We start from the raw sequence: 12,061 nt of genomic DNA on the forward strand, positions 1-12,061 counted from the left end.
CAGGGCAAGGATCACAGGAACGACTGTCATTGTTTGAAAAGACCTTCGGGTTTCCACAGCAGCACGGCCGCCATCAGCATGTAGACCAGCATGCCGGCCACGGAGGGCAGCAGCACCTTGCCGAAGGTGTCCACCAGGCCCACCAGCAGCGCCGAGATCAGGGCCCCGCGCACCGAGCCGATTCCGCCGATGACCACCACCACGAAGCACATGATCAGCACCGAGGAGCCCATGTTGGGGTAGACGCTGGAGACGGGGGCTGCCACCATGCCGGCCATGGCCGCCAGGCCCACGCCCAGCGCGAACACGATGGCGTGGATGAGCTTGATGTTCACGCCCAGCGACTCGGCCATGTCGCGGTTGAAGGCACCGGCGCGGATCTTCATGCCCAAGCGGGTCTTGGAGATCAGCAGGTACAGGCCGATGGCCAGCACGATGCACACGCCCGAGATGAACAGGCGGTACACCGGGTAGGAAAGGGTGTCGGTGAGCGGGATCGACCAGTCCAGCAGCTTCGGGATGGCCACTCCGTGCACATCGTCGCCCCAGAGGATGGAGCGCAGCTCCTCGAAGATGTAGATCAGCCCGAAGGTGAGCAGCACCTGGTCCAGATGGTCGCGGTGGTAGAAGTGGCGAAACAGCAGCCACTCAAGCGCCAGCCCGAAGGCCACGGCCAGCACCGCACCGCCCAGTATGGCCAGCGTGAGGCTGCCGAAATACCCCGACAGCGAATACGCCAGGTAGGCTCCCAGCATGTAGAAGCTGCCGTGCGCCAGGTTCACCACGCCCATGATCCCGAAGATCAGGGTGAGGCCGGCCGCCAGCATGAACAGCAAGAGGCCGTACTGCACGCCGTTGAGCAACTGGATCAGGAAGGTAGCGAAGTCCATGGCGTGCGGCAGGTGGATGTAGCGGGGTCAGGCCGCGCGGCGCGTGGCCAGCAGCAGCGAGCCCATCAGGGTGAACAGGCCACCCGAGACGCGGTTGAACCAGCGCATGCGGTTGCCCGAGCGCAGGGCTGGGGCCAGCCGGGCCACGCCCAAGGCGCACAGCGTGAGCACCGTGAACTCGAACGCGACGAAGGTGGCGGCCAGGATGGCGAACTGCGGCGCAAAGGACAGCGTGGGGTTCAGGAACTGCGGAAAGAAGGCCGTGAAGAACAGGATGGCCTTGGGGTTGCTGCCGCCCACGATCAGGCCCTGCAGGTACAGCCGGTGCGCGGGCACGGCGGGTGCCGCAGTGGCGCCCTCGGGCATCTGGTCGAACACGCTGCCCTGGCTGCGGAAGGTCTTGATACCGAGCCAGATCAGGTAGGCAGCGCCCGCTGCCTTGAGCACCCAGAACGCGGTCTCGGACGCGGCCAGCAGCGCGCCCAGGCCCAGGGCGGACAGCAGCATGGTGCCGAGCACGGCCGTCACACTGCCGGCGGCCGCCACGACGGCCTTGCGCGGGCCGTGCTGCAGCGAGGCGGTCATGCACATGAGCATGGTCGGGCCGGGCGAGAGCACCAGCAGGGCCACGGCGGCCAGGTAGAGCAGGTAGGTACTGAGGGTCATGGAAGAGGGTGATCCAAGGGGGTGGCCGCAAAGTCCGGGCGCACGGAGGACTGGCCTGCCGAGTTGGCAGGCGCTGCCATTGTGTCAAAACCCGCAGGGCCAGCGCTCCGCACGGCAGGCCGAGGCCCGCCGCTGCGCCAGGTGTGCGGTGGTGCTTAGGCCATGCGGCAGCCGGCGCCGCTGTCGGACAGGGCTTTTGCCGCAATGCCGACGACCTTGTTTTCCTTGTTCTCGACCACGCGCAGGTAGATGTCCTGCACCGGGTTGTGGGCCTTGCTCATGGTCCACTTGCCGCGCGGGCTGTCGATCACGGCGCTCTCGAGCGCCTTGTACAGCGCGGGCTTGGCGGCCAGGTCGCCCTTGACGGCGTTGGCACCCTGCACCAGCAGCAGGCCGGTGTCGTAGCCCTGCACGGCATACACATCGGGCTGGCTGCGGAAGGCCTTGGCGTATTCCAGGCGGAACTGCTTGTTGCGCGGCGTGTCCAGCGAGTCGCTGTAGTGCATGGTGGTGATGATGCCGTCGGCTGCGGGGCCGGCCGCATCGAGCACGCCTTCGGTCAGGAAGCCCGAGCCGTACAGCGGAATCTTGTCCTTGAGGCCGGCGGCCGCGTAGTCCTTGATGAACTTGGCCGCACCGCCACCGGCGAAGAAGCAGGCCACGGCATCGGGCTTGAGGGCCGCGATCTCGGTCAGCAGCGCCTGGAACTCCACGTTCGGGAAGGGCAGGCCCAGCTCCTTGACGATGGTGCCGCCGGCTGCGGTGTAGCTCTGCTTGAAGCCTTCGAAGGCTTCCTCGCCTGCGGCGTACTTCCAGGTGATCCACACGGCCTTCTTGTGGCCCTTGTCCATCATCGCCTTGCCCAGGGCCAGCGTGGGCTGGGAGTTGCTGAACGAGGTGCGGAACACGTTGGGCGCGCACAGCCCGCGGGTGGCGGCATGCACGCCGGCGTTGGGGATCAGGTTGAGCACACCGGTGTCGCGCGCCACCTTCTGGATGCCCATCTGCACGCCCGAGTGCACGGTGCCGATCAGCACGTCCACCTTGTCGCGCTGCACCAGCTTGCTGGCGTTTTCCACGCCCTTGCTGGGCTCGGACTCATCGTCCACCTTGAACCACTCGATCTCGCGCCCGCCGAGCTTGCCACCCTGCTGGTCGATGGCCATGCGCACGCCGTTCTCGATGGCCACGCCCAGTTGGGCGAAGGTGCCGGTATAGGGGAGCATGAAACCCACGCGCACCTTGCCGCTCTGGGCGCGCACGATGGAGGGCAGCAGCAGGCCGGTGGATGCGGCGCCAACGAGGGCTGCGCTGCGGCTGATGACAAGGCGGCGAGTGGTCATGGGGAGTGTCTCCTTTGTTTAGGCTTAAAGTAATTTAACCCCAAGCCCCTGTGTGAAAACCTATGGCTTACCCGTACCGGCGCTGACTGTAGGCATCCTTCATGGGCTCGCGGCGTATCCGTGAGGGCCTTGTTTTCGGGCCCTCCATGGCGACAAAGAGTGTGAAGTAAACTGCATTCAATGCGGTGTACATGCAGTATAGAGCATGTTTTCGGGGCCGTGTGCAGCGGTTTGAGGGCGAACGATAGGTAGTTTCGAGCATAGTCCACACCTTTGCCCACCTTGGCAGCAGCGGGTTTGCACCCGGTTGGTGCGCTGCAAATCGCCACCCGGCACAATGGCCGGCTGCATGTCCGCACCGCCCTCGTCCCCCATCCCCCCATCTCCGGCGCAAGAGCCCGATCCCGTTTCTTCGTCCTCCCCGCGTGCGGCGGCACGGTTGCCCCCGCGCGCGCGCATCGTGCGCTGGCTTCGCCATTTCTGGCCGGCCCCGCTGGGGATCGATGGCCGCGAACGCCTGCGCTTCATCGTGGGTGCCGTGCTGGGCATCTTCCTGACGGCGGTGCTCAGCCGCTGGTGGGCGGGAGGCGGACATGCCCATGGGCCCTGGATGCTGGGCGCGCTGGGGGCCAGTGCCGTGCTGGTGTTCGGCATGCCGTCGAGCCCCCTGGCCCAGCCCTGGCCGGTGCTGGGCGGCAGCACCCTGTCGGCGATGGTGGGGGCGTTGTGTGCCGCACTGGTGCCCGACCCGGCGCTGGCGGGAGCGCTGGCGGTGGGCCTTGCCATTGCGCTCATGGTGCCGCTGCGCTGCCTGCATCCACCCGGTGGCTCCATGGCGCTGTACGTGGTGCTCACAGCGGGCGACGGCCTGCACCTGGCGGCGTTTCCTGTCCTCTTCAATGTGTTGGTGCTGTTGTTGGCAGGTGTGGTCTACAACAGCCTCACCGGGCGCAGCTACCCGCATCCGCAGCAATCGCCGGCGCGCACCGCCGTGGCCAAGGGGGCCTTTGCCGCATCAGACGTGGATGCGGCGCTGGCGCACTACAACCAGGTGCTGGACGTGAGCCGCGCCGACCTAGAAGGCCTGCTGCAGCTGGCGGGCCGCGCGGCCTTTCAGCGCACGCTGGGGGAGGTGCGCTGCGCGGACATCATGTCCCGGCCGGCCATGGCGGTGGAGCAGGGCATCTCCCTCAAGGATGCGTGGACCCTGATGCGCACCGAAAAGATCAAGGCCCTGCCCGTGGTGGATGCGGACCGGCAGGTGCTCGGCATCGTCACGGTGGCCGATTTCATGCGCCTGGCCAACCTCGACCTGCACGAGGGCCTGGGCCAGCGCCTGCGCGCCCTGGTCAAGGGCCGCGGCGGCCAGCCCGCCAGCGTGGGCGAGATCATGTCGCACCCGGTGCAGGTGGCCCGGGTGGGCCAGCACGCCATGGACCTGGTGCCCCTGTTCTCGCAGGGCGGGCACCACCATATCCCCATCGTCGACGAGGGCGGGCACCTGGTGGGCATCATCACCCAGACCGACCTGGTGCGTACCTTGGCGGTGGCCGTGCAGAGCCAGGATCCCGGGGGCTGACGCGCCCCTGCCGGTGCGTCCCCGTGAGGGTATCGGCAGCGCTCAGCGACACTGCGGCATTCTCGCCATAGGCAAGCCCTGGTACATCGCGGTACAATCGACAGGCTATGCACAGCGCTCTGCCTGTCCATTGATACGGATTTGCCTTTAACCGTGTAGCGACGTTGCTATCTACACGATCAAATGCAAATCCGTATGAAGCCGTCTCCCCGGCCCTCTGCCTGATCTGCGCCCCGGGTGCAGCGACTCCCACCGCCCGCAATGCACCGTGTGTCGAGCCCGACCACGCTGCATAGGCCGTGGTGGATGCCCCAGCGTTCAGGCGCCGATCACCAGATTTTTGATTTTTGAAAAGACAAGAGAACATGGCCAAAGAAGAACTGATTGAAATGCAAGGCTCCGTGACCGAAGTGCTGCCCGACTCGCGCTTTCGCGTGACGCTGGACAACGGTCACCAGCTGATTGCCTACACCGGCGGCAAGATGCGCAAGCACCACATCCGCATCCTGGCGGGCGACAAGGTCTCCCTGGAAATGTCGCCTTACGACCTCTCCAAGGGCCGCATCACCTTCCGCCACCTGGCCGGCCGCGGCCCAGGCCCGTCGAGCCGTTGATTGCCTGCCGCCATGCGGCCACGCAGGTGGCCGTGCGCTGGTGGCTGCTGGTTCGCCTTTGAGTTTCCCGTTGGTTGTTAGTTGATTGAGTTTCCCCCCCATCGCCGCAGTTTGCATCGCCCTGGATGCATGACAGCACTGCCGATGGAACCCTGGTCCGGTGCAGTCGCTGCAAAAAATTCAAAAAAAGCGCGCATTTGGTCAGAACCCGAAATTTCCCGGGTTAGAATACGAGCTGTCGGAGCGTAGCGCAGCCTGGTAGCGCATCTGCTTTGGGAGCAGAGGGTCGCGAGTTCGAATCCCGCCGCTCCGACCATTATTGGCAAGGCCTGCAGAAGCAATTCTGCAGGCCTTTTGTCATTTCCGGGCCGCCATTGCACGCAAGCGTGTTCGCGCTGACGCTGCAAGCGAGGGTGCAACGGCTTGCCATTGCTTATCTCCCCCGCATCATCCTTTCCCCCGAGTTTTCTGCCGTGGTGGGCCATGAAGCCCGCGCAGCCTGGGCCAGAGCTCTGGCGGGTGCCAATGACCTGCAGGAATGCTCTGAAAAGCCACCACGTGGCCCGGAATCGGGTACGATAACTGGATGAAAACACAGTATTCGGCTTTCATCCCGGGCTTCATGCACAGGCATGCCCTGACCAGGGCCCTGGTGCGTCCGCAGCGGTTTTCCGCCGTCGCCTGACCTCTGCGCATGTCCCTCATTTGCCCCTCTCATGTCCGCCGTCCCCCTCCGTTCCCTGGCTGCCAGCGCACCGCCGCGCCTGGCAGGCGTGTGGCTGGCCGACCAACTGGGCACGTCCAGTGCGGCGCGGGTGCAGTCCACGGGGCATGCAGGGCTCGATGCGCAGTTGCCGGGCGGGGGCTGGCCTGTGGGCGCCATGACCGAGGTGCTGCAGCCGGCGGCGGGCCTGCATGTGTGGCGACTGGTGCTGCCAGCCCTGGCCCAGGCCACGGCCGCGCGGCCGGGGGCCGTGGTGCTGGTGGCGCCGCCCTATGAACCGTTTGCACCGGCCCTGCGTGCGGGTGGGTTGGATGCGGCGCGGCTGTGCCGCGTGCAGACCACTTCGGCCGCGCAGGCGCTGTGGGCGGCAGAGCAGGCGCTGCGCTGCCGCGACGTGCAGGCGGTGCTGGCCTGGCTGCCCCAGGCGGCACCCGAATCGCTGAGGCGGCTGCAGCTGGCGGCTGCGCAGATGGGGCAGCTGCTGTGGGTGTTCCGCCCGGCCAGGGCGCGCCAGCAGGCATCGCCCGCGCCGCTGAGGCTATGGGTCGAGGCCGTCGATGGCTCGGGTGGCGCGCAGATGCAGGTGCAGGTGCTCAAGCGCCGTGGGCCGCCCATGGAGCAGCCCCTGGCGCTGCCTGCCAGCCATGCGGCGCTGGCCCGTGTGCTGGCCGCGTCGGCAGCGCGCGGGGAGGGGCGGCGCGCCCCACAGCAGCCAGCACGGAATGCCGTGGTGCTGCCATTGGCGGCGTGGCGGGATCGCCTGCCAGGAGGAGGTGTGCAGCATGCACTGGATCGCATGGCCGTTGCCGCCAACCCCCACTGACAGCCATACCGACCCTGGCGTGGCATTGCTGTCGGCCACAGCCGGGCCGCGCCAGCCCTTGCCGCAGGCCCCGCACGAGCACTGGTGGGCGCTGCAGTTCACGCCGCGCGTGGCGAGCGTGGAGGGCGAGGCTTTGTTGCTGGAGGTCTCGGCCACCGAACGCCTCTGGGGCGGGCGCGAGGCATTGTTGGCACAACTGCAGCTGCGCAGCCCGCCATGGCCCGCCGAACCGCCCGCGGCAGCGGGCAATCCATCGCAAGGACCTGTACCGCAGGAATGCCCTGCTGCCAGATGCCCAACCCCTTTTGCCGAGGCGCCCACCTCGCTGCAGGCCCTGGCCCTGCTGCGCCTGCAGCTGGCAGGCCAGCCCCTGCCCAGGCACCTGCCCGATGGCCTGCCGCTGCATACCCTGACGGCGCTGCACCCGCACCTGCCGAGCCTGGCACGCATGGGCTGCCGCACCTGGGGCGCCTTGCGCGCGCTGCCGCGCGACGGCGTGGCCCGGCGTCTGGGCGCGGCCGTGCTGCTGGCGCTGGACCGGGCTTACGGCCATATCGCCCACAACCACGCCTGGGTGGAGTTGCCCGAGCGTTTCGAGTTGACGGCCGAGCTGCCCGCGCTGGCCACCTCGGCCGATGCCTTGCTGTGGTCTGCCAGCCGCCTGCTCTCGGCCCTGCAGGCCTGGCTGCAGGCGCGCCAGCAGGGCGTGCTGGCGCTGGAGCTGGCCTGGCGGCACGACCTGCGCCGGGTCGATGGCGTGCCCATCGCCCCATGGCACGCTCTGCCCGTGCGCACGGCCCAGCCCACGCACGAGTTGGCCCACCTGCGCCGCCTGCTGGCCGAGAACCTGGCGCGTACGCCCCTGGCTGCGCCGGCCAACCAGATCACGCTGCGCGCGCTGGAGACCGCACCGCTGCCCCATGCCAGCGCCCACCTGCTGCCGCCCGACGGATCGTCGGCCGCCGGTGACCAGGAGGGCGAGGCCTGGCACCAGTTGGTCGAGCGCCTCTCCGCCCGCCTGGGGGCCGGGCAGGTGCAGTCCGTCACCCTGCTCGCAGACCACCGGCCCGAATGCATGCAGCGCTGGCAGCCCATGGCAGAAGCCGATCCAGTGCGAGCAGCAAAGCCCCCACAGGGCGAGCACGCGCCCGAGGCCGTGCTGTGGCCCACCTGGCTGCTGCGCACCCCACAGCGCCTGGTCATGCAGGGCCATCGGCCGTGCTACCAGGGCCCGCTGCGCATGCTGGCCGGGCCGCACCGGTTCGATGCCGCCTGGTGGGAAGAGGGGGCTTGCGCCCCATCAGCCTGTGAGAGCAATGGCGGCCCGTCTCGGCAAGGCCAAAGCGGACTGGTGCAACGTGACTACTTCGTTGCGCTGAGCCCTGAGGCTGGCCGCGTCTGGATCTTTCGCGAACGGCTGGCGCACAGGCCTGCAGGGGAATCCCGCGACCGCTGGTTCCTGCAGGGCCTGTATGCCTGAGGGGCTGAGCCATGAGCCACACCATTCCTGATCGCCCATCTGCCGCCGTTTCCGCCGCACCGCTGGCCTTGCCGGACTATGCCGAGCTGCACTGCATCTCCAACTTCAGCTTCCAGCGCGGCGCCTCGCAGCCCCAGGACTTGGTGGCGCGCGCGGCCGAGCTGGGTTACCGGGCCCTGGCGCTGACCGACGAATGCTCGGTGGCCGGCGTGGTGCGGGCCCATGGCCCGGCCAAGGCGCTGGGCCTGCAGTTCATACCGGGCAGCGAGTTCGCGTACCCCGGCTTTCGGCTGGTGGCGCTGCCGCGCAACATCGAGGGCTGGGGCAATCTGTGCGAGTTCATCAGCGCCGCGCGGCGCACCGCGCCCAAGGGCATCTACGAGCTGGGGCCGGTGTCCGACGTGGCCCAGCTGCAGCACTGCGAGCTGCTGCTCATGCCCGACCGCAGCGTGCAGCATGCGATGGACACCGCTGCACTGCTGGCCTGTGTGGAACAGGCGCAGGCGAACTTCGGCCAGCGCTTCTGGCTGGGGGTGGAGCTGCTGCTCGGGCCCGACGACGACCTGTGGCTGGCCACCTTGCAGCAGGTGTCGCGCCAGACCGGTGTGCCCCTGGTGGCAGCGGGCGACGTGCACATGCACCTGCGCTCGCACAAGCCGCTGCAGGACGTGATCACCGCCGTGCGCCAGGGCTGCACCGTGGCCGAATGCGGCTTTGCGCTGCAGCCCAATGCCGAACGCCACCTGCGCCAGCGCGTGCGCCTGGCCGGCATCTACCCGCCCGAGCTGCTCGCGGCCACGCTGGAGATTGCGGCGCGCTGCACCTTCAGCCTCGACGAGATCAAATACCAGTACCCCTTGGAGGCCGTGCCTGAGGGGATGACGCCGGCTGAAGGCTTGGCCTGGCTGACCTGGGAGGGCGCGCGCAGCCGCTACCCGCAAGGCGTGCCGGACAAGGTGGTGGCGCAGATATTGCGCGAGCTCGCGCTGATCGCCGACTGCAAGTACGAGATGTACTTTCTCACCGTGCACGACATCGTGCGCTTTGCGCGCGGCGAGGGCATCCTGTGCCAAGGCCGCGGCTCTGCCGCCAACTCCGCCGTGTGCTACTGCCTGGGCATTACCGAGGTGGACCCCGAGCGCACCAAGCTGCTGTTCGAGCGCTTCATCAGCAAGGAGCGCAAGGAGCCACCCGATATCGACGTGGACTTCGAGCACAACCGACGCGAAGAGGTCATCCAGTACGTCTACACCAAGTACGGCCGCGACCGTGCCGCCATTGCCGCCGTGGTCACCAGCTACCGCACCCGCAGCGTGCTGCGCGACGTGGGCAAGGCGCTGGGCGTGCCTGCGCAACTGGTCGATGCCTTTGCCAAGGACCACCACTGGTTCGATGAGGAATTCGCGGCGCACCGCCTGCAGGAGATGGCGCAGGACATGGGCGAGCACCTCAGCCTGCACACGGCCGAGCTGTGGCTGCAGTTGTCGGTGCAGCTCAAGGGCTTTCCGCGCCACCTGAGCCAGCATGTGGGGGGCTTCGTGCTCACGCAGGGGTTGCTCACGCGCATCGTGCCGGTAGAGAACGCCGCCATGGTCGACCGCTCCATCATCCAGTGGGACAAGGACGACCTGGACGACATGGGCCTCATGAAGGTGGATGTGCTGGCCCTGGGCATGCTCAGCGCGCTGCGCCGCTGCCTGGACCTGCGTGCCGATCTGCGCGGCGAGCGCTGGGAGCTGCACCAGATTCCCCCCGAAGACCCCGCCACCTACGACATGATCTGCGCCGCCGACACGGTGGGCGTGTTCCAGATCGAGAGCCGCGCCCAGATGAGCATGCTGCCGCGCCTGCGGCCGAAGGTGTTCTATGACCTGGTGGTGGAGGTTGCCATCGTGCGGCCAGGGCCCATCCAGGGCGGCATGGTGCATCCCTACTTGCAGGCACGCGAAAAGCAGCGCAAGGGCGAGCCCTTGAGGCTGGAGAGTGAAGAGCTCGGCGAGGCATTGGAGCGCACGCTGGGCATTCCGATCTTCCAGGAGCAGGTGATGCAGATCGCGATGATCGCCGCCAAATTTTCCGCATCCGAGGCCGATGCGCTGCGCCGGTCCATGGCTGCATGGAAACGCACGGGCGGGGTACACCATTTCGAGAAGCGGCTGATCGACGGCATGGTGGACAACGGGTACAAGCTGGATTTCGCCCAGCGCGTTTTCAAGCAGATGCTGGGCTTCGGCGAATATGGCTTCCCCGAAAGCCATGCCTTCAGCTTTGCCCTGCTGGCCTACAGCAGCAGCTGGCTCAAATGCCACGAGCCCGCCTGCTTTCTGGCGGCGCTGCTCAACTCGCTGCCCATGGGCTTCTACACCGCCTCGCAACTGGTGCAGGATGCACGGCGCCATGGCGTGCGCGTGCTGCCCATCGACGTGACCTGCAGCGACTGGGAATGCACGCTGGAGGGCACGCCCGAAATGCTGCAACCCGCCAAAGGCCTGCCCGCACCACCGCTGCCCCAGCCCGCAGTGCGCCTGGGCCTGCGCCTGGTGAGCAGCCTGGAGACAGCCGCGGCAGAACGTTTGGTCGAGGCCCGCGTGCAGGGCGGCCCCTTTGCCAGCACCGAAGACCTGGCCCTGCGCGCGCGCCTGAACCACCAGGACATGCAGGTGCTGGCCGCAGCCGACGCGCTGGCCCGCCTGTCGGGCCACCGGCGCCAGCAGATGTGGGACGCCTCTGCCCAGCACACCGCACCCGCCCTGCTGCGCGATGTGCCGGTGCACGAGGCCCCGCTGCAGCTGCCCGAGGCGCCCGAGGGCGAGGAGATCCTGTTCGACTATGCGGCCACCGGCCTCACCTTGCGCCGCCACCCGCTGGCGCTGCTGCGCAACCGGCTCGCGCGCTGGCGCCTGCTCACGGCGCTGCAACTGCGCAATGTGCCCGATGGCCGGCAGGTGCGCGCCTGCGGCATCGTCACCGTGCGCCAGCGGCCGGGCTCGGCCAAGGGCACCATGTTCGTCACGCTGGAGGACGAGACCGGCCCCGTCAACGTCATCGTCTGGCCAGCGATGGTGGAGCAGTGGCGCGATGCCATCCTGCGCTCACGCCTGCTGGCGGTGCAGGGGGTGTGGCAATGCAGCCGGCATGGTGAGGATGAAGAAAAAGGAAAGGATGCTGCAGGCGAAGCCTTCGTGGTGCGCCACCTGGTGGCCCAGCGCTTCAAGGACCTGACGCCGCTGCTGGGCCGCATGGCCGGGGCACTCGATGGCAGCCGGGACTTCCATTGAGACGGATTTGCCTTTGACCGTCTAGCGTCGTTGGTTCGCCTTGCCATACGATCAAATGCAAATCCCTATGAGCGCTGCAGCTACTGCCCTTTCAGATAAGCGCCCGGGTCCATGAAAAAGGCCTTCTTGGTCCCCTGGGTCGCCCCATCGATCTTCCACGGCGCGGGCAGCAGCCGCACGATGGAGTAGTGCAGGTGCGGCGGCTTGCCCTGGGCATTGCCGCTGGCCCCCACGGTGCCGATGGCGCTGCCCGAGGCCACGGGCGCCAGCGCATGGGTGCTGATGCGGTCCAGGTGGGCGAAGTAATGAAGCCGCCAGCGGGGGCCGAGCACCAGCACCACCTTGCCGCCTTTGGCGATCTCACCGGTGAAGAGCACGATGCCGTCCGTGGTGCTGAGCACCGGCGTCCCCGTCTTGCCGAAGATGTCGATGCCCTTGTGCACGCCCGACGTGCCCCAGGGCTCGAACCAGAACGACTGGGCATTCCAGTCCTTCGTGGAGGCTCCGGCCACGGGGATGCGGATGCGTTCAGGGATGATCAGGCCCATGAGCAACAGCCCGAGCAGGGCCAGGCCCACGGATTGGAGAGTCTTCATGCAGGGGGGCGCACCGCATCGACCATGCAGCGCGCCGGCGGGCAAAAGGGAGGATTATTCCCGCATTG

At 67.7% G+C, this 12,061-nt stretch carries 9 protein-coding genes and 1 tRNA gene; 6 read left to right on the forward strand and 4 right to left on the reverse strand.

Translation table 11 applies throughout. The features are described from left to right. Positions 1-26 precede the first annotated feature (26 nt). The 3 genes from ASE28_RS30130 to ASE28_RS30140 all read right to left on the reverse strand — a co-directional run bounded on the left by ASE28_RS30130 (position 27) and on the right by ASE28_RS30140 (position 2,899). On the reverse strand, positions 27-890 hold the full coding sequence (locus tag ASE28_RS30130; protein ID WP_057269699.1) for a branched-chain amino acid ABC transporter permease: 864 nt from the start codon (positions 888-890) through the stop codon (positions 27-29). Between the two features lie 27 nt (positions 891-917). After that, complete coding sequence (locus ASE28_RS30135; protein ID WP_057203805.1) at positions 918-1,556, reverse strand: LysE family translocator; 639 nt, start codon at positions 1,554-1,556, stop codon at positions 918-920. Between the two features lie 155 nt (positions 1,557-1,711). After that, complete coding sequence (locus tag ASE28_RS30140) at positions 1,712-2,899, reverse strand: ABC transporter substrate-binding protein (RefSeq protein WP_057269700.1); 1,188 nt, start codon at positions 2,897-2,899, stop codon at positions 1,712-1,714. Between the two features lie 349 nt (positions 2,900-3,248). Here ASE28_RS30140 and ASE28_RS30145 point away from each other — a divergent pair, with 349 nt between their 5' ends. The 6 genes from ASE28_RS30145 (at position 3,249) to ASE28_RS30170 (ending at position 11,397) form a co-directional block, all read left to right on the forward strand. After that, a complete protein-coding gene (locus ASE28_RS30145; RefSeq protein ID WP_082608321.1) occupies positions 3,249-4,478 on the forward strand; it encodes an HPP family protein in 1,230 nt (409 codons plus the stop codon). Between the two features lie 365 nt (positions 4,479-4,843). Continuing rightward, the gene (gene infA / locus ASE28_RS30150; RefSeq protein WP_007856902.1) at positions 4,844-5,092 is read left to right on the forward strand and encodes a translation initiation factor IF-1; all 249 of its coding nucleotides are present in this window, start codon (positions 4,844-4,846) and stop codon (positions 5,090-5,092) included. Between the two features lie 239 nt (positions 5,093-5,331). Then, positions 5,332-5,408 (forward strand) — tRNA-Pro (locus ASE28_RS30155). 400 nt (positions 5,409-5,808) lie between these two features. Then, on the forward strand, positions 5,809-6,639 hold the full coding sequence (imuA, locus tag ASE28_RS30160; protein ID WP_057203802.1) for a translesion DNA synthesis-associated protein ImuA: 831 nt from the start codon (positions 5,809-5,811) through the stop codon (positions 6,637-6,639). Next, positions 6,599-8,119: a DNA polymerase Y family protein gene (locus ASE28_RS30165; protein ID WP_057269701.1), complete on the forward strand. Its 1,521-nt coding sequence runs from the start codon at positions 6,599-6,601 to the stop codon at positions 8,117-8,119. The genes imuA and ASE28_RS30165 overlap by 41 nt, the downstream gene beginning before the upstream one ends. Positions 8,120-8,130: 11 nt before the next feature. Beyond that, positions 8,131-11,397: an error-prone DNA polymerase gene (locus ASE28_RS30170; protein WP_057269702.1), complete on the forward strand. Its 3,267-nt coding sequence runs from the start codon at positions 8,131-8,133 to the stop codon at positions 11,395-11,397. Positions 11,398-11,477: 80 nt separating this feature from the next. Here ASE28_RS30170 and ASE28_RS30175 read toward each other — a convergent pair whose 3' ends face one another. Further along, positions 11,478-11,993 (reverse strand): M23 family metallopeptidase, encoded by a 516-nt coding sequence (locus tag ASE28_RS30175; RefSeq protein ID WP_057203799.1) that lies wholly within the window; start codon positions 11,991-11,993, stop codon positions 11,478-11,480. Positions 11,994-12,061: the final 68 nt, after the last annotated feature.

This window comes from Acidovorax sp. Root219 (assembly GCF_001428665.1).
GTDB lineage: Bacteria > Pseudomonadota > Gammaproteobacteria > Burkholderiales > Burkholderiaceae_C > Acidovorax.

Bases quoted from the DNA above. Each gene is read 5' to 3' on its own strand.
- ASE28_RS30130 (WP_057269699.1), bottom strand. From the start codon at position 890: ATGGACTTCGCTACCTTCCTGATCCAGTTGCTCAACGGCGTGCAGTAC.
- ASE28_RS30135 (WP_057203805.1), bottom strand. From the start codon at position 1,556: ATGACCCTCAGTACCTACCTGCTCTACCTGGCCGCCGTGGCCCTGCTG.
- ASE28_RS30140 (WP_057269700.1), bottom strand. From the start codon at position 2,899: ATGACCACTCGCCGCCTTGTCATCAGCCGCAGCGCAGCCCTCGTTGGC.
- ASE28_RS30145 (WP_082608321.1), top strand. From the start codon at position 3,249: ATGTCCGCACCGCCCTCGTCCCCCATCCCCCCATCTCCGGCGCAAGAG.
- infA (WP_007856902.1), top strand. From the start codon at position 4,844: ATGGCCAAAGAAGAACTGATTGAAATGCAAGGCTCCGTGACCGAAGTG.
- imuA (WP_057203802.1), top strand. From the start codon at position 5,809: ATGTCCGCCGTCCCCCTCCGTTCCCTGGCTGCCAGCGCACCGCCGCGC.
- ASE28_RS30165 (WP_057269701.1), top strand. From the start codon at position 6,599: ATGCACTGGATCGCATGGCCGTTGCCGCCAACCCCCACTGACAGCCAT.
- ASE28_RS30170 (WP_057269702.1), top strand. From the start codon at position 8,131: ATGAGCCACACCATTCCTGATCGCCCATCTGCCGCCGTTTCCGCCGCA.
- ASE28_RS30175 (WP_057203799.1), bottom strand. From the start codon at position 11,993: ATGAAGACTCTCCAATCCGTGGGCCTGGCCCTGCTCGGGCTGTTGCTC.